The organism is Streptomyces sp. ITFR-21, assembly GCF_031844685.1.
Lineage (GTDB): Bacteria > Actinomycetota > Actinomycetes > Streptomycetales > Streptomycetaceae > Actinacidiphila.
Genome location: NZ_CP134605.1, coordinates 1,513,504 through 1,530,639, shown reverse-complemented (window position 1 = coordinate 1,530,639; position 17,136 = coordinate 1,513,504). Strand labels below are relative to the sequence as shown.

Annotated in this window: 15 protein-coding genes; 7 read left to right on the top strand and 8 right to left on the bottom strand. The window is 74.3% G+C overall.

The window, feature by feature from the left end; genetic code table 11:
• Positions 1–31 precede the first annotated feature (31 nt).
• Positions 32–889 carry a type I methionyl aminopeptidase gene (map, locus tag RLT57_RS06785; protein ID WP_311296466.1) on the bottom strand — a complete coding sequence of 286 codons (858 nt, stop codon included), beginning with the start codon at positions 887–889 and terminating at the stop codon, positions 32–34.
• Between the two features lie 76 nt (positions 890–965).
• On the opposite strand from map, the gene RLT57_RS06780 reads away from it, so the two are divergent.
• Entirely contained in the window at positions 966–1,205 is a 240-nt protein-coding gene (locus RLT57_RS06780; protein ID WP_311296465.1) for a hypothetical protein, read from the top strand.
• Between the two features lie 151 nt (positions 1,206–1,356).
• Here RLT57_RS06780 and RLT57_RS06775 read toward each other — a convergent pair whose 3' ends face one another.
• Positions 1,357–2,748, bottom strand: a complete 1,392-nt coding sequence (locus RLT57_RS06775; RefSeq protein WP_311296464.1) for an MFS transporter — start codon at positions 2,746–2,748, stop codon at positions 1,357–1,359.
• A gap of 107 nt (positions 2,749–2,855) precedes the next feature.
• On the opposite strand from RLT57_RS06775, the gene npdG reads away from it, so the two are divergent.
• Both npdG and RLT57_RS06765 read left to right on the top strand, forming a co-directional pair.
• Complete coding sequence (npdG, locus tag RLT57_RS06770) at positions 2,856–3,593, top strand: NADPH-dependent F420 reductase (RefSeq protein ID WP_311296463.1); 738 nt, start codon at positions 2,856–2,858, stop codon at positions 3,591–3,593.
• A 190-nt stretch (positions 3,594–3,783) separates the two neighbouring features.
• On the top strand, positions 3,784–3,972 hold the full coding sequence (locus RLT57_RS06765) for a hypothetical protein (protein WP_311296462.1): 189 nt from the start codon (positions 3,784–3,786) through the stop codon (positions 3,970–3,972).
• Between the two features lie 177 nt (positions 3,973–4,149).
• On the opposite strand, the gene RLT57_RS06760 is transcribed toward RLT57_RS06765, so the two are convergent.
• Positions 4,150–4,935: a site-2 protease family protein gene (locus tag RLT57_RS06760; protein WP_311296461.1), complete on the bottom strand. Its 786-nt coding sequence runs from the start codon at positions 4,933–4,935 to the stop codon at positions 4,150–4,152.
• Between the two features lie 253 nt (positions 4,936–5,188).
• Here RLT57_RS06760 and RLT57_RS06755 point away from each other — a divergent pair, with 253 nt between their 5' ends.
• Positions 5,189–8,803, top strand: coding sequence for an AfsR/SARP family transcriptional regulator (locus RLT57_RS06755; RefSeq protein WP_311296460.1), 3,615 nt, complete (start codon positions 5,189–5,191; stop codon positions 8,801–8,803).
• A 58-nt stretch (positions 8,804–8,861) separates the two neighbouring features.
• On the opposite strand, the gene RLT57_RS06750 is transcribed toward RLT57_RS06755, so the two are convergent.
• The 5 genes from RLT57_RS06750 to panB form a co-directional block, all read right to left on the bottom strand.
• Entirely contained in the window at positions 8,862–9,698 is an 837-nt protein-coding gene (locus tag RLT57_RS06750) for an ABC transporter permease (protein WP_311296459.1), read from the bottom strand.
• Complete coding sequence (locus RLT57_RS06745; RefSeq protein WP_311296458.1) at positions 9,695–10,792, bottom strand: ATP-binding cassette domain-containing protein; 1,098 nt, start codon at positions 10,790–10,792, stop codon at positions 9,695–9,697. The genes RLT57_RS06750 and RLT57_RS06745 overlap by 4 nt, the downstream gene beginning before the upstream one ends.
• A 92-nt stretch (positions 10,793–10,884) precedes the next feature.
• Positions 10,885–11,619: a zf-HC2 domain-containing protein gene (locus RLT57_RS06740; RefSeq protein ID WP_311296457.1), complete on the bottom strand. Its 735-nt coding sequence runs from the start codon at positions 11,617–11,619 to the stop codon at positions 10,885–10,887.
• Positions 11,616–12,110: a sigma-70 family RNA polymerase sigma factor gene (locus tag RLT57_RS06735; RefSeq protein WP_399129780.1), complete on the bottom strand. Its 495-nt coding sequence runs from the start codon at positions 12,108–12,110 to the stop codon at positions 11,616–11,618. Before RLT57_RS06735 ends, RLT57_RS06740 begins: the two co-directional genes overlap by 4 nt.
• Before the next feature lie 515 nt (positions 12,111–12,625).
• Positions 12,626–13,504 carry a 3-methyl-2-oxobutanoate hydroxymethyltransferase gene (gene panB / locus RLT57_RS06730; RefSeq protein WP_311296455.1) on the bottom strand — a complete coding sequence of 293 codons (879 nt, stop codon included), beginning with the start codon at positions 13,502–13,504 and terminating at the stop codon, positions 12,626–12,628.
• Positions 13,505–13,666: 162 nt separating this feature from the next.
• Here panB and RLT57_RS06725 point away from each other — a divergent pair, with 162 nt between their 5' ends.
• The 3 genes from RLT57_RS06725 (at position 13,667) to RLT57_RS06715 (ending at position 17,112) form a co-directional block, all read left to right on the top strand.
• The gene (locus RLT57_RS06725; protein ID WP_311296454.1) at positions 13,667–15,259 is read left to right on the top strand and encodes an MFS transporter; all 1,593 of its coding nucleotides are present in this window, start codon (positions 13,667–13,669) and stop codon (positions 15,257–15,259) included.
• Positions 15,256–15,897 carry a TetR/AcrR family transcriptional regulator gene (locus RLT57_RS06720; protein ID WP_311296453.1) on the top strand — a complete coding sequence of 214 codons (642 nt, stop codon included), beginning with the start codon at positions 15,256–15,258 and terminating at the stop codon, positions 15,895–15,897. The genes RLT57_RS06725 and RLT57_RS06720 overlap by 4 nt, the downstream gene beginning before the upstream one ends.
• 171 nt (positions 15,898–16,068) lie before the next feature.
• Positions 16,069–17,112 carry an endonuclease/exonuclease/phosphatase family protein gene (locus tag RLT57_RS06715; protein WP_311296452.1) on the top strand — a complete coding sequence of 348 codons (1,044 nt, stop codon included), beginning with the start codon at positions 16,069–16,071 and terminating at the stop codon, positions 17,110–17,112.
• Positions 17,113–17,136: the final 24 nt, after the last annotated feature.

The window sequence follows — 17,136 nt, the reverse complement described above, 5'->3', positions numbered from 1 at the left end:
GAAACGCCGTCACCCTATCGGGCGAATCCGATCAGGGCAGCGTCAGGACCTCGGCGCCGTCCGCGGTGACCACCAGGGTGTGCTCGAACTGGGCGGTCCGCCTGCGGTCCTTGGTGACGACCGTCCAGCCGTCCTCCCACACCTCGTACTCGTGGGTGCCCAGGGTCAGCATCGGCTCGATGGTGAAGGTCATGCCGGGCCGCATCACGGTGGTCGCCCGCGGGTCGTCGTAGTGCGGGATGATCAGCCCGGAGTGGAACGAGGTGTTGATGCCGTGCCCGGTGAAGTCCCGTACCACCCCGTAGCCGAAGCGCTTGGCGTATGACTCGATCACCCGGCCGATGACGTTGATCTGCCGCCCGGGGCGTACCGCCCTGATCGCCCGGTCCAGCGACTCCCGGGTGCGCTCCACCAGCAGCCGTGACTCCTCGGCCACGTCGCCGACGAGGTAGGTGGCGTTGCAGTCGCCGTGCACCCCGTGGATGTACGCGGTCACGTCCAGGTTGACGATGTCGCCGTCGCGCAGCACGGTCGAGTCCGGGATGCCGTGGCAGATCACCTCGTTCAGCGAGGTGCACAGCGACTTGGGGAACCCGCGGTAGCCCAGGTCCGACGGGTACGCCTGGTGGTCGACCATGAACTCGTGCGCGATCCGGTCCAGCTCGTCCGTGGTCACCCCGGGTGCGACGGCCTTCGCCGCCTCCTCCATCGCCTGGGCGGCGATCCGCGAGGCGATCCGCATCCGCGCCACGGTCTCCTCGTCCTGCACCTCCGGTCCCGTGTACGGCGCGGGGCCGGGCCTGCCCACGTACTCGGGGCGCGGAATCGAGGCGGGGACCGGCCGGGTGGGTGACAGCTTCCCGGGGACGAGCAGCGAGGGACCAGACATGCCGACGAGTGTATCGGCGCTCCTCGGGGCAGGCTGGCGGCAGGGACACCCGCCCGATCACCCCCGGAGGACGACCATGGCCCTGTTCAAGGCCCGCAAGCCGGCCGGCAAGCCGGGCGAGTGGTTCTACTGCCTCGAACACAAGACGGTGGAGGAGGGCCCGGACTGCCCGGCCAAGGACCGCTTCGGCCCGTACCCGACCCGCGCGGAGGCGCAGCGGGCGATGGACGCGGCGGCGGAGCGGAACCTGGAGTGGGACACCGACCCGCGCTGGCACGACAAGGACGACGAGGCCCCCGGCCGCCCGGCGCAGTAGCCGCCGTCGGTCGGCCGGCGGGGGCCGACCCGCCGGACGGCCGAGCCGGCGGGAGCGGGTACGGGCCTGGGCCCACCCGGACCCGCGGCGCCGGTCCGGGCCTGAACCGCCCCGGACCCGCTGGCGCCCGTCCGCGGCGGCGGGTGGCCGGTCAGCCGGCCCGCAGGCTGTTCCGTGGCTCCGGGCCCGGTTCCGCCTCCGGCCGCGTACCCGGCCCCCCGCCGGTCTCCGGGCCCGGCCCGGTGCCGGGCTTCTGGTCCTGCTCCGCGCCGGGCCGGACGGCGCCCGCCGCGCCGCGCCCGTCGTACCGCATCAGCGCCGGCAGCGCCGCCGCCAGCATGCCCACCGCGGCGACGCAGGCCAGGCCGCCGGACCAGACCGAGACCCGCGCCGAGCTGACCGCGGCGACCCCGCCGGAGCGGACCTGGCCCAGCTGCGGGCCGACCGAGTACGACAGCAGCTCGATCCCGGCCAGCCGGCCCCGCAACTCGTCCGGGATGGTCTGGTTCCACATCGTGGACCGCCCGATCCCGCTGACCATGTCGAACCCGCCGGCCGCCGCCAGGCACAGCAGCACCAGCCAGATCCCGCCCGCCCACCCGGCCAGCGCCATCGCGCCGCCCCAGCCGGCCGCCGCCAGCACCACCATCCGGCCGTGCCGGTGCACCCGCGCCGCCCAGCCGCTGGTCAGGCTGACCAGCAGGGAGCCCACCGACCCGGCGGCGTACATCAGGCCCAGCGACCAGGGCGCGTGCAGGTCGTCGGCGAGGAACGGGAAGATCGCCACCGGGTAGGCGAAGAACATCGCGGCCAGGTCGATCGCGTAGGTGCCCAGCAGCTCCTTGCGGCCCCAGGCGTAGCGCGCGCCCTCCGCGATGCCGCGCAGCGACGGCCGCTCGGCGTCGTGCGCGGCCGGGGAGCGGCGCAGCCCCAGGCCCAGGCAGACCGAGACCGCGAAGGTCACCGTGTCGGTGGCGTACGCCCAGCTCAGGCCGGCCCAGGCGATCACCAGGCCGGCGGCGGACGGCCCGGCGATGGCCCCCACCTGCCAGCGCAGCGCGTTCAGCGAGGCCGCCGCGGCGAGCTGTCCGCGGGGCACGATCCGCTGCACGATCGCGTCCAGCGCCGGCCGCTGGAGCCCGGTCAGCGCGCTGGACAGCGCGGCCGTCACGTACAGCAGCCACAGCAGGGGATGCGGCAGCAGCGTGTTGGCCAGCAGGGCGGCGGCCAGCAGGCCCTGCGCCGCCTCGGTGACGTTGATCAGCAGCTTGCGGTCCATCGCGTCGGCGAGCGCGCCGCCGTACAGCCCGAAGACGACCAGCGGCACCAGCTGCACCGCGCCGATCGCGCCCACCGCCGCCGCCGACCCGGTGAGGTCCTTGACCTGGACCGGGAGGGCCACGATGGTCAGATAGCTGCCGAAGGTGGTGATCACCCCGGCCAGCCACATCAGCCGGAAGTCGCGGGAGGTCCGCCACGGTGCCAGGTCGGGCAGCAGGCCCCGCAGGCGGGACGGCGGGGGAGCGGGCGCGTCGTCGGTCACGTGGCCGCATGCTTCCCTCCCGGCGCCGGACCCGGCAAGGCGTTTTCCGCGGCCGGCCCGCCGGGGCTGTTCCCCGGCGGCCGGTACGACCTGGCAGGATCGCCCGTATGACGAGTGCGACGAACGCTGACGACAACGCTTCTGACGGCAAGCCGGCCCCCGCCAAGGCCCCCGCGAAGGACCCCTGGGAGCTGCCCGACGTGTCGGGCCTCGTGGTGGGCGTGCTCGGCGGCACCGGCGACCAGGGCCGCGGTCTGGCCTACCGGCTGGCCAGAGCCGGCCAGCAGGTGGTCATCGGCTCCCGGGCCGCGGAACGCGCGCAGAAGGCCGCCGCCGAGCTCGGCCACGGCGTCCAGGGCGCCGACAACGCCGAGTGCGCGCGCCGCAGCGACATCGTGATCGTCGCGGTGCCCTGGGACGGGCACGCCGAGATCCTGGAGTCGCTGCGCGCGGAGCTGACCGGGAAGCTGGTGGTCGACTGCGTGAACCCGCTCGGCTTCGACAAGCAGGGCGCCTACCCGCTCACCGTCGAGGAGGGCAGCGCCGCCCAGCAGGCCGCGGCCCTGCTGCCGGAGTCCCGGGTGACCGCCGCCTTCCACCACCTGTCGGCGGTGCTGCTGCAGAACCCGGACGTGGACGAGATCGACACCGACGTCATGGTGCTCGGCGAGTCCCGCGCGGACACCGACATCGTGCAGGCGCTGGCCGCCCGTATCCCCGGCATGCGCGGGATCTTCGCCGGGCGGCTGCGCAACGCCCACCAGGTGGAGTCGCTGGTGGCCAACCTGATCTCGGTCAACCGCCGGTACAAGGCACACGCCGGGCTGCGGGTCACGGACGTCTGAGACCGGGGCCGGCGGCGCGGGCGCGGGCGGCTGTCCCGGGCGTCCGGCGGACCGGCACGCGCGGCTGCCGCACGCGGGCGGCGGACCCGCGGGCCGGGCCCGGCGGGCGGCGGACCCGCGCGGGGCATGGGGGACAATGGCCGGACGACCACGACACGCCGTACGCGTCCGGACAGGAGTTACCCCGCCCATGCCCCGCCTCTCCGTCTACGCCCTCGTCATCTGCCTGCTGGCGGTCGCCGCCGCGGTGGTGTCCTTCGTCAACGGCAGCCTGCTGGGCATCGTCTGGGTGCTGCTCGCCGGGCTCACCAGCAACATGTGGTGGTACTACCGGCGCAAGGCGAAGGCGGAGGCGGCGGCCGCCGTGCGGGCGCGCTGAGCGGCGGGACCCGGGCCCGGCGGCCGGGAGAGGCCGACCGGGAGACGGACCGGCAGCGTAGCGCGCGCGGCGGGGGCGGACCGGTAGCCGCGACGGGCCGCCTGGACGGGGCCGTACGGCCGGGGCGCGCCGGCGGGCGCTGTCGGAAGCGGTCGGCGCTGCCGCAATCGGAAGCGGTCAGCGCTGCCAGAACCGGAACAGGAAGTCGCCGTTGGCCACCGAGTACCGGTCCACGCCGAACCAGCCGACGATCGTGTAGATCAGCTCGAAGAACCTCGTGTTCACCGAGTGGATGTACAGCACCCCGAACACCGCCAGCAGCCCGAACGGCGCGAACGGCGCCACCTGCCGCTTGACCTCGTACGACAGCCACGGCTCGATCACCCCGTAGCCGTCCAGGCCCGGGACCGGCAGGAAGTTCAGCAGCGCCGCGGTCACCTGGAGCATGGCCAGGAACGCCAGCGCGTACTGGAACTCCAGCGGCCAGCCGCCGGCCGTGCCCAGGGCGAACGGCAGCATCAGCAGGACCGCGAAGAGCGCGTTGACCAGCGGCCCCGCCGCCGAGACCAGGCTGTGCCGGATCCGGCCGCGAATCCGGCCGCGCTCGATGAAGACCGCGCCGCCGGGCAGGCCGATGCCGCCCATCAGCAGGAACAGCACCGGCAGCACGATCGACAGCAGGGCGTGCGTGTACTTCAGCGGGTTCAGGGTCAGATAGCCCTTCTCCGTGATGGAGGTGTCGCCGCTGTGCAGGGCGGTGCGGGCGTGCGCGTACTCGTGCAGGCACAGCGAGACGACCCAGCCGGAGACCACGAACAGGAACACCGCGAAGCCACGGTCGGAGGCGAACCCGGACCATACGGCCCAGCCGGAGACCACCATCACCGCGGCGATACCGAGGAAGACCGGGCTGACACGGCGATCGCCGCCGCTGTGCGTACGGCGCATCTGGATGACGCTCATGGAAAGGGGCTCCTGCTGGGGCATCGGGTGGGCGGCGGGGCGGGCGACTGGCGGCCCGATCATGCCATCCACGGTTCGGGCGGCACGGGCAGTGCCTGGAAAACGCACCGTGAGCGGCCGGGGTTCCGCCGCCGGCCGGCCGGCGCGGCGTCCGGGGGCGCACGTCCTCCGGCGGCCGGGCGAACGGCCGGTGGCGGCCCGGCGCGGCGCCGGGTGTGCACCACCGCGCGGCGTACTCCGTAAGAATGGGGCCGTGCGCTATGCGATCCTCGGCACCACCCAGGCCTTCCGCGACGACGGTACGCCCGCCATGCTCGCGGGCGGGCGGCTGCGGGCGCTGCTGACGGCGCTCGCGCTGCGCCCCGGCCGGGTGGTCGGCGCGGACACGCTGATCGCCGAGGTGTGGGACGGCGACCCGCCGGCCGGCGGGACCGGCGCGCTGCAGGCGCTGGTCGCCCGGCTGCGGCGGGCCGTCGGGCACGCGGCGGTCGGCTCGGTGGCGGGCGGCTACCGGCTGGAGGCCACCAAGGACCAGGTCGACCTGTACCGCTTCGAGCGGCTCGCCGAGGAGGGCGCCAGGGCGCTGGGCGACGGCGACCCGGTCAAGGCGGTGGGGCTGCTCGGCGACGCGCTCGCGCTGTGGCGCGGGCCCGCGCTGGCCGACCTGCCGGACCGCGGTCCGGCCGCCGTCCGCACCGAGGCGCTCCGGCTCGACGTGCAGCGGCACCGGCTCGCCGCGGAACTCGCCCTCGGCCGGGCCGGCCGGATCCTGCCCGAGCTGGCCGGGCTCGCCGCCGCCCACCCGCTCGACGAACCCCTCCAGGCCCTGCACATCCGCGCGCTGCGGGCCGTGGGCCGCATCGCCGACGCGCTCGCCGGGTACGAGGCGGTCCGCCGCGAGCTGGCCGACCGGCTCGGCGCCGACCCCAGCGCGGAGCTGCGCGCGCTGCACGCCGAACTGCTCAACCCGGCGCCGCTGCCGGCGCCCGCGGCGGTCGGCGCGGTCGGCGCGGGCGCCGAGCCACCGGCCGGCCCGGACGGGACCCGGCCCGCGGCCGGCCGCCCCGCCGGCAACGCCCGCGCCCGGCTGACCAGTTTCGTCGGCCGGGAGAGCGATCTCGCCGCGGTGGAGGGGGACCTGGGACGGGCCCGGCTGGTGACGATCACCGGCCCCGGTGGCACCGGCAAGACCCGGCTGTCGCAGGAGGCGGGCGACCGGATCGCCGGGCGGTGGGCGGACGGGGTCTGGTACGCGGAGCTGGCCCCGGTCAGTGACCCGCGGACGCTGCCGGAGGCGGTGATCAGCTCGCTCGGCCTGCGCGACACGCTGCTGCACGCCGGCAGCGCCGCGGAGGCCGCGATAGCCGTCGACACCAAGCCCAAGGACCCGGCGCGGCAGCTCACCGACTACTGCGCGGGCCGCAACCTGCTGCTGGTGCTGGACAACTGCGAGCACGTCATCGACGCGGCGGCGAACCTCACCGAACTGCTGCTGGCCAACTGTCCGGGCGTCACCGTCCTCGCCACCAGCCGGGAACCGCTGGGCGTACCGGGGGAGTTGGTACGGCCGCTGGACCCGCTGCCGGATCCGCCCGCGCTGCGGCTGCTGGCCGACCGGGGGGCCGCCGCCCGGCCCGGCTTCTCCGTCGACGACGACCCGGCGGCCTGCGCGGAGCTGTGCCGCCGGCTGGACGGGCTGCCGCTGGCCATCGAGCTGGCCGCCGCCCGGCTGCGCGGCATGTCGCCGCGCCAGCTCGCCGACCGCCTGGACGACCGCTTCCGGCTGCTCACCGGCGGCAGCCGTACGCTGCTGCCCCGCCAGCAGACCCTGCGCGCCGTCGTGGACTGGTCCTGGGACCTGCTGGACCCGGCCGAACGCGTCCTGCTGCGCCGCCTGGCGGTCTTCCGCGGCGGCTGGACCCTGGAGGCCGCCGAGGCGATCTGCGCGGACCCGGACGGCCGGGCGGACCCCGCGCGGCCCGCCGCGAGGCCGCGCCACGCGCCCGCCGCCGGCGCTCCCGGCGGCGCTCCCGGCGGCGCCCCCGGCCGGACACCGGGCCGCCCGCCCGGCGGCATCCCCGGCGGCATCCGCGGCGGCATCCCCATCGGCACGCCGGGCCCGACACCGGGCCGCCCGCTCGGCGACGCCCCCGGCCGCCCGCCCGTCCCCGCCGTCCCCGCCGCCGAGCGGATCGACGCCGCCGACGCCGCCGCGCTGCTCGCCTCCCTGGTGGACAAGTCCCTCGTCCTGGCCGACCTCGCCGCCGACGGCTCCCGGTACCGGATGCTGGAGACCATCCACGAGTACGCCGCCGAGCGGCTGGACGGGGCCGGGGAGCGGGCCGCGGTCGAGCGGCGGCACATCGCGTACTTCCGCGAGTTCGCCCGCACCGCCGACCCGTTGCTGCGCGGGTCGGCCCAACTGCACTGGTTCGAGCGGCTGGAGGTCGAGCACGAGAACCTGCGGGCCGCCCTGCGGCGGGCGGTGGCCGCCGGGGACGAGCAGGAGGCCCTGCTGCTGGTGCTGGGCTGCAACTGGTTCTGGGAGGTCCGCAACTACGCCTCGGAGCGCCGCTACTGGCCCGCCGCGGTGACCGCGATGGGCCCCGACCCGTTCGCCGCCCCGCCGGGCCTGGAGCCGCTGGAGCGCGGCCCGCTGGACGACCCGCCGCCGCTGGCGGGTGAACGCCTGCTGGAGGCCCGCCGCCACGTCCGGATCATCGACATGTCCTCGCACGAGGGCGACGTCGAGTGGTGGACGGTACCCGAGCTGAGCCGGATCGGTACCGCCCTGATCGACACCTACCCGCCGCACCTGCCGCAGTCCGCCCGCTTCCCCGGTATCCTGCGCCCCTACGGCGCCTTCTTCTCCGGCGACTTCGGGCGGTTGCGGGACCTGATGGACGAGACCGTCGACGCCTGCCGCCGGCACGGCAGGACCTGGGAGCTGGCGTTCATCCTGCAACTGCGGGCCAAGGTCAACAACGACATCATCGACCAGCTGGACGCCGCGGTCGCGGACATCGGCGAGAGCCGGCGGCTGTTCGAGCGGCTGGGCGACGAGTGGGGGATGGCCGAGACGCTCTCCGCGGAGGCCGAAACCGCCAACAACGCCGGCGACTGGCGGCGGGCGGTCGAGTGCTGCCGGCGGGGCATCGAGCTGGCCCGCCGGATCGGTTCCCACCAGCATGTTCCGGTGCTCATCGTCCGGATGGGCGACGCCCTGTTCAACGAGGGCCAGGAGGAGGAGGGCGAACGGCTCCTGCGCGAGGGCATCGAGGACGCCGAGCGGTTCGGCGCGAGCAGCGACGGCGCCGCCTTCTTCGGCAGGATCCTGCTGGCCGGCGCGCTCAGCCGGCGCGCTGACGTCGCCGAGGCGCTGGAGCTGATCGAGGAGTCGCTGCGCAACAACGAGACCGGCGGCAACGGCGTGCCCGGCTTCGTCAGCGGCATGCTCCGCGGCATCAAGGGGTCGCTGCTCGGCAAGGCCGGACAGCCGGAGGAGGGCATGCGGCTGCTCACCGGGGGAATCGAGGAGCTGGCCGAGCACCCGCTGGCCAACGTGATCACCCCACGGCTGGCCATGCTGCTCAGCCCGGCCGCCGCCCACATGCTGCGCACCCTCGCCGGGTCCGGGTCCGAGGGCGGCGAGCGCGGCCTGCGCAGGCTGCGCCGGGCGGCCCTGCTGATCGGCGCCCACGACCGGCTGCGGCCCTCGGCCATCGCGCCCGCCGAGCTGCGCGAACTGGAGAGCGAGAAGGTGCAGTTGCGCGCCGCGATGGGCGACCCGGCCTACGAAGCCGCGTACGCCGAGGGCGGCGGCCTCCCGGTGGCGGAGGCCGTCGCCCTGATGCGCGACGTGGAGTGACCGGACTCCCCTTGCGGTCCGGCCCGTCCGGGGCCGTCCGGAGCCCGTCCGGCCGGCGTCAGGTCTTCTTCCGGAACCGGGCCACCGCCAGCGGCGCCGTCACCACCGTGATGCCGACCGCCCAGGCCAGCGTCATCCACACCGAGTGCGCCACCGGTCCGCCGTTGACCAGTGCCCGGGCGGCGTCGGCGAGGTTGGACAGCGGGTTGACCTTGGTGAAGTTCTCCAGCCAGCCCGGCATCGTGGTCGGTTTGGCGAAGATCGAGCTGCCGAACTGCAACGGCATCAGCACGAGCATGGCCACTCCCTGCACCGCCTGGGGCGACTTCATGGTCAGCCCCAGCAGGATGAAGATCCACATCAGTGAGGCGCCGAACACCGTCGACAGCGCGACCGCCGCCAGCAGGTGCGGTACGTCCGTCTCGATGGTCAGCCCGAGCGCGAAGCCCATGCCGAGCAAAATCGCGGTGGCGATCAGCATCCGGCCGACCTCGACCACGATCTTGGCTATCAGGACCGAGGACCGGGCGATCGGCATCGTCCGGAACCGGTCCATGACCCCCTTCTTGAAGTCGTCGTTGATTCCGGTGCCGACCGCCTGCGCGATGCTCATGCCCATCATCGCCATCAGGCCGGGCACCACGTAGTTCACGTACGCGTGCTGGTGGCCCTTGCCGGAGACCGCGCCGCCGAAGACGTACACGAACAGCAGGGTGAAGATCACCGGCATCAGGAGGGCGTCGAACATCGACTCCGGGTCCTGCTTGATCTGGAGCATGTTGCGGCGCGCGAGGGCGCCGATGTGCCGCAGGTTGGCCCGCAGGCCGATCCTGCCCTCGCCGGCCACCGCGATCCGCTGGCCGGTCGCGGTGACCTGAGCCGTAGCCGCGCTCATACCGCGACCTCCACTTCTTCGTCCTTGGCCGGGCCCTGGCCCGCGGCGCCGCCCGGGTCGCCGGGCCGGTCCCGGTCCTGGCCGGGGCCCCCGGTCCCGGGGGCGTCCGCACCCTCGCCGAGGTTCGTCTTCTGGCCGGTTATCGCCAGGAACACCTCGTCCAGACTGGGCAGATGGGTGCCGATGCCGGCGATGCCGAAGCCCTGCGCGCCCAGCAGGGCGACCACGGCGGTCAGCTGCTCGTCGCTGAGGATCGGCACGTTCACCACGCCGTCGGCCGGGTCGGGGTGCACGCCGGCCACCCCGTCGAGCCCGGCGGCGCCGATCGCGGCGGCCATCGCGGCCAGCCGGCCCGGATCGGACGGCCGGATCCGCAGGGTGCGCCCGCCGACCTTCGCCTTCAGGTCCGCCACCCGGCCGCCCGCGATCACCTTGCCGCGGTCGATCACCGTCAGTTCGTCGGCGAGCTGCTCGGCCTCCTCCATGTACTGGGTGGTGAGCAGGACGGTCGCGCCCTCGGCGACCATCCGCCGCACCTCCTCCCACACCTCGTTGCGGGTACGGGGGTCCAGGCCGGTGGTCGGCTCGTCCAGGTAGAGCACCGCGGGCCGGCCGATCATGCTCGCCGCCAGGTCCAGCCGGCGGCGCATCCCGCCGGAGTACTGCATCGCCGGGCGCCTGGCGGCCTCGGCCAGCGAGAACCGCTCCAGCAGCTCGTCCGCGCGGGCCCGCGCCGCGCCGCGGGACAGGTCCAGCAGCCGGCCGATCATGTAGAGGTTCTCCCGGCCGGACAGCTTCTCGTCCACCGAGGCGTACTGCCCGGTCAGGCCGATCACCCGGCGCAGCTGCCGGGGCTGCTTGAGCACGTCGTAGCCGGCCACCCGGGCGGTGCCCGCGTCCGGCCGGACCAGCGTGGACAGGACCCGAACCAGCGTGGTCTTGCCGGCCCCGTTCGGGCCGAGCACACCGAGCACGGTGCCCTGGCGTACCTCCAGATCCACCCCGTCGAGGGCCTTGGTCTCGCCGTAGTGCTTGACCAGACCGCGCACCTCGACGGCGGCGGTCCCACCGTTGTCTGTCAGTCGCGTCGTCATGGCCCCCACGATGCCGGTCCCCGCTGACAGCGCGCCGACATCCCGCCGACAGCGGACCGGGCGGCCCCTGTCGGCACGTTGTCGGCGCGGTGTCAGCCGGCGGACTGCCGGGGCCGGTCGGCGGGCGGCTGCTCGCCGTTCGGCACCGACACCAGCAGCTTCCCGTCGGAGGTCCGCACGTCGAAGCGGCTGATCTGCGCCACCCGCAGCCCGGCCGCGCCGTGCACGGTGAGCGGCCTGGGATGGGCGCCGGTGCCGTAGCCGCCGTGCGGGACGGACCAGGTGGCGACCGTCTGGTTGCTGCCGTCCCGGCCGACCGCGATCAGGCTGCAGATGAACGGGCCGTACACGCCCTTCAGCCGCAGGTCGACCGCGGTGCCCCACTTCTTGTCGGTGATCCCGACGACCGCGGACGCGCCGGTGACCGGGTTGCTTGCCGAGCGCTGGTCGGGGGCGAAGGTCGCGGTCGCGACGGGGGCGCCGCGGCCGCCGCCGCTGCCGGTGGCCAGCACCGCGACCGTCGGACCGCCGACCACCAGCACCGCGGCGACGGCCACCGCCACCAGCCGGCGGCGCCCGGCCCGCCGGCGCTCCTCGGCGACCTGCCGCAGCAGCTTCTCCAGCAGCGCGTCGCCGGGCGGGTCCCCGTAGCCGGCGGCGGCGCCGCCGTCCCCGCGCAGCTCGTCGAGCACCGGGACCACGCCCGTCAGCTCGTCCAGTCGGGCACCGCACTCGTCGCACCCGGCGAGGTGCTCCTCGAAGGCGGTCATCTCCGCGTCGTCCAGCGCCCCGAGCAGATAGGCGCCCACATCGACATGCGGGTTCACGAAGTGGTCACCCCTCTCTCCTCCAGCGCGTTCCGCAGTGCGCGCAGTGCGTAGAAAACCCGGGACCGTACGGTGCCGGCGGGCAGCCCGAGTTCCTCGGCCGCCTCGTTGACGGTACGGCCGCGGAAGTAGGTCTCGACGAGCGCTTCCCGGTGCGCGGCCGACAGGTCCTGCAGGGCGTCGGAGATGGTCATCAGCCGCAGCGACCGCTCCAGCTCGTCCCGGGCCGGAAGCAGCTCCAGGGCGTCGGGGGAGGTCTCCTGGGGGCGTGCCTGGCGGCTGCGGTACCCGTCGATCACCAGCCGCCGGGCCACCGTCACCAGCCAGGGCCGCAGACTGCGGGCCGCCGGGTCGAACGTGGCGGCGTTCTTCCAGGCCCGCAGCAGCGTCTCCTGGACGATGTCCTCGGCGAGGAAACGGTCGCCCGCGACGAGCCGGAGCACGTACGCGAACAGAGCACTCGCATGTTCGCGGTACAGCGCCCGCATCATGTCTTCCTCCGGCACCGCGTCCTGCGGTTCCGGCGGTCCGGGGGGTCCGTCCACGGCGGCATCCTGCCCTACCGGGGGCCGCCGGTCGAGTTCGCCTGTAGCGGTCCCGGACATCAGCGGCCGTACGCCCCGCTGTACGCCCCGCCGCCGGGCCCGCCGCCGGGGGCGCTGCCGGGGGCGGACGTCGAGGTCGTGGGGGGTGTGGCCGCCGGGGCCGGAGCGGAGGCGGGGGCGGGGACCGGGGCACGGGTCGGGGCGGCGGGCACGGCGCCGGCGGCCGGCCGGCCGCGAGGGGAAAGGGGCATGAGGACTTCCCGGTGGGTGCGAGGTCCGCCGCCGCGGCGGCGCTCACCGGGACATACGCGCCCAATCGGCGGTTGTCTCAAAACCTCGGGGCACAGGTCGGGAAAACCGGCGATTCGGCGCAGAGCGGTGCCCGGGCCCCAGGGGGGAGGGACCCGGGCACCTCGGGAGGGGGCCGGCCGGTGGGGCCGCGGCTCAGCCGGCCCCGCGGCTCAGTGGAAGGTGTGCTCCTCGGCCGGGAAGGTGCCGCCGACGACGTCGCCGGCGAACGCCCGTGCCGCGTCGCCCAGGGTCCGCCGCAGGTCCGCGTACTGCTTGGTGAAGCGCGGCACCCGGCCCTCGGTCAGGCCGACCATGTCGGTCCACACCAGGACCTGCGCGTCGGTGCCGGGCCCCGCGCCGATGCCGATCACCGGGATCTGCAAGGAGCGGGTGATCTCCGCGGCCACCTCGGCCGGCACCAGCTCCAGGACCAGCGCGAAGGCGCCCGCGGCCTGCGCCGCCTTGGCGTCGCGGATCAGCCGGTCGGCCGCCTCGTCGCCGCGGCCCTGCACCCGGTAGCCGAGGGTGTTGAAGGACTGCGGCGTCAGGCCCATGTGGGCCATCACCGGGATGCCCGCCTCGACCAGGATCTCGGTCTGCGGCAGCGACCGCTCGCCGCCCTCCAGTTTGACCGCGCCGACGCCGGCCTCCTTGACCAGCCGGGTGGCGCTGCGCAGCGCCTGCACCGGGCCCTCCTGGTACGAGCCGAACGTCAGGTCGGCGACGACGAGCGCCCGGTGGGTGCCGCGGACGACCGCCGCGGACAGCATCGTCATGTGGTCCATGGTGACCGGCACGGTCGACTCGTACCCCAGGTGCGCGTTGCCCATCGAGTCGCCGACCAGCAGGACCGGGATGCCGGCCGCGTCGAAGACGGAGGCGGTCATCGCGTCGTAGGCGGTGAGCATGGGCCACTTCTCGCCGCGCTCCTTGGCGCCGGCGAGGTCGCGCACGGTGATCCGGCGGGTGCCGGTGCCTCCGTACAGCGCCTTGGGGTGGTCGGTCCGCGGATTGTCGGCGGGCGAGTGGCCAGCCGGAAGTTGCGTCATGGCGACGGCTCCTTCATGTCATCTCGAGGCACCCTCACGGCGTCCCCGGATCCCTTCCATGCTGACACGCCCGGCCCGCCCCGGAAAGGGCCCGCCGGGTTTTGCCTGGTTTTTACGATACGAGACGGGACCGTATCGTAAATCGCCCCTACGCTGGACACCATGGCCGAACTGACGACTACCACCGTGCCGGAGGCGGTCCACCGCCGCCGCTGGGCGATCCTGACCGTGCTGTTGCTCAGCCTCCTCGTCGTGGTGCTGGACAACTCCATCCTCAACGTGGCGATGAAGACCATCGCCCAACCGTCGCCGACCGGGCTCGGGGCCTCCCAGAGCCAGTTGGAATGGTCGATCAACTCCTACACCCTGGTCTTCGCCGGGCTGCTGTTCACCGCCGGGCTGCTCGGCGACCGGCTGGGCCGCAAGAAGGTGCTGCTCTTCGGCATGCTGGTGTTCGGGGCCGGCTCCGCGGCCTCCGCGATGTCCGGGTCGGCCGGCGAACTGATCGCCTTCCGCGGGGTGATGGGCTTCGGCGGCGCGTTCATCATGCCCGCCACCCTGGCGATCATCATGAACGTCTTCGAGCGGGAGGAGCAGCCGCGGGCCATCGGCATCTGGTCCGGGGTGGTGGGCCTGGCCATCGCGGTCGGCCCGATCACCGGCGGCCTGCTGCTCCAGCACTTCTGGTGGGGCTCGGTCTTCCTGGTCAACGTGCCCATCGTGGTGATCGGCCTGATCGCGATGTTCCTGCTGGTGCCCGACTCCAGGGACCCCCGCCCCGGCCGGCTCGACCCGGTGGGCGTGCTGCTGTCCATCGCCGGCCTGGTGCTGCTGATCTACGGCATCATCAAGGGCGGCCAGTACGGCGACTTCACCCGCCCCGAGGTGTGGGCGACCTCGGTGGCCGGCGTGGCGGTGCTCGCCGGCTTCGTCTGGTACGAGTCGCGCGCCGAGCACCCGGCGCTCGACGTCCGGTACTTCACGAAGCGGCAGTTCTCCGCCTCGGTCGCCGCCATAGGGCTGGTGTTCTTCTCGCTGATGGGCGTCACCTTCTTCGTCGTCTTCTACACCCAGTCGGTGCGCGGCTACAGCGCCCTGCAGTCCGGTCTGCTGCTGCTCCCGCTGGCCGCCGCCCAGATGGTCTTCGCACCGCGCGCCCGGCTCCTGGTCGACCGGATAGGCGCCCGCGCGGTCTGCGCCGGCGGCATGGCCCTGACCGGGATCTCCTTCCTCGGCTTCCTGCTGCTCGGCAGGTCCACCCCGATCTGGGTGCTGGAGGTGCTGTTCTTCCTGATGGGCACCGCCATGGCCCACGTCATGCCGCCCGCCACCGTGATGATCATGTCCTCGCTGCCGCGCGAGAAGGCCGGCTCCGGCTCCGCGGTCAACAACACCTTCCGCCAGGTCGGCGGCGCGCTCGGGGTGGCCGTCCTCGGCTCGCTGATGTCGACGGTGTACCGCGACGGCGTGCAGGACCACCTCGGTTCGCTGCCGCCGTCGGCCCGCGCCTCGGCCGCGGAGTCCATCGAGGCCACCCTCGGCTTCGCCGACCGGCTCGGTGCCAGGGGCCAGGTGCTCGTCCAGCCCGCCGACGACGCCTTCCTGCACGCGATGCACATCACCGCCGCCGCCTCCGCCGGGGTCGCGCTCTTCGGCGCGGTCATCGCCGCGGTGTTCCTGCCCGCCACGTCCGTTCGCCCCGCCGACGCGCCCGGCGGCTCACCGGAACGGGAGTTGGCGGAGGTGGAGCAGTGAGTGCGGCCGGTCCGGCCGACGGCCCCCCGGAGCCGACCGCCGCGCGGCGCGGGCGCCCGCGCAACGCGGCGGTCGACCACACGGTCATCGAGACCGTGCTGCGGCTGATCGCCGAGGGCGCCACCCTCGGCGAGCTGTCCATGGAGGGCATCGCCCGCGAGGCCGGCGTCGGCAAGGCGAGCGTCTACCGCCGCTGGCCGGGCAAGGACGCCCTGCTGCTCGACGTGCTCGCCACCGTGGACGGCCCGCCGCCCCGGCTGGAGAGCAGCGGAGTGCTGCGGGACGACCTGATCACGGCTCTTGAGTTCCTGCGGCGGCGCAGCCTCGCCAAGCGCGAGTCGGCGCTGCTGCGCACGATGGTGACCCAGGCACAGGGCAACCCGGAGCTGTGGCGGCGCTACCACGACACCGTGGTGGGCGCCCGCCGCCGGATGCTGATCGACCTGCTGGAGTGGGGCATCGCCATCGGCGAGATCCGCCCCGAACTGGGCGCCGACCTGGACCTGCTGGCCGACATGGTGGTCGGCCCGGTGCTGGCCAGGGCCACCCTGCGCCCGGAGGCGCCGCTGAATCCCGACCTCGCCGAGCGAATCGTCGACACCCTGTTGGAGGGGATGCGCCCGCGCGGGACCAGGTGACCACGCCCACCCGGCGCTCGGTGGCCGCCGGTTGCCCCGATATGCGCGGAAGGTGTCACGGCGGGCCCGTAACACGCCACGCCACGGAACCCACAGGACCCCGCAGCCCGTCGCTTCACATACCGATCCCCTAAGGTCGGCAGAGCACCCGGCAAGGCAGTGAGGATCCTCATGACCCAGGCGCAGAGCGGCACGGACGTGAACCAGGACGGCGACAGCACGCCGCACCCGACCGCCTCCGGGCCGCGCGCGCGGCCCGCCGCCCGGTTCGTCCGCTGGTGGCAGCCGGCCGGCACGTGGCGGCGCGGCATCCTCACCGCCCTGGTCGCCGTGGCGCTGGCGGCGGTGCTGTTCCTCCACTCCGACGTGCCCAACCGGATCGGCAACCTCGGCAGCCTGCTGGAGACGTTCCTGCCGTGGCTGGGCCTGCTGCTGCCGGTCCTGCTCGCGGTCGCGCTGGTGCGGCGCTCGGCGACGGCGCTGATCGCGCTGCTGATCCCGGCGGTGGTCTGGCTGAACCTCTTCGGCGGCCTGATCACCGACAAGGCGGGCACCGGCGGCGACCTCACCGTGCTCACCCACAACGTCAACGCCGAGAACCCCGACCCCGACGGCACCGCGCGGGACGTCGTCACGGCCGGCGCCGACATCGTGGCCCTGGAGGAGCTGGCCGAGAGCGAGGAGCCGCGCTACGCGGAGGATCTGGCGGCGGCGTACCCGTACCACGCGGTGCAGGGCACCGTCGGGCTGTGGAGCAGGTACCCGCTGAGCGGGGTGCGCCCGGTGGACATCAGGATGGGCTGGGTGCGGGCGATGCGCGCCTCGGTCGACACCCCGCACGGGCCGGTGGCCGTCTACGTGGCCCATCTGCCGTCGGTGCGGGTGAAGTTCAACGCCGGCTTCACCGCCGGCCAGCGGGACAGCGCCGCGGACGCGCTCGGCCAGGCGATAGCGGCCGAGCGCCTGCACAGCGTGGTGCTGCTCGGCGACCTCAACGGCACCATGAACGACCGGGCGCTGGCCTCGGTCACCTCGCAGATGCGCTCCACCCAGGGCGCGGCGGGCGACGGCACGGGCTTCAGCTGGCCGGCCGCCTTCCCGATGGCGCGGATCGACCAGATCATGGTCAAGGGCATCGAGCCGCGCTCCTCCTGGACCCTGCCGAAGACGGGCAGCGACCACCTGCCGGTCGCCGCCCGCCTCCAACTGCCCTGAGGCCCGCCGTCCGGACCTCCGCGG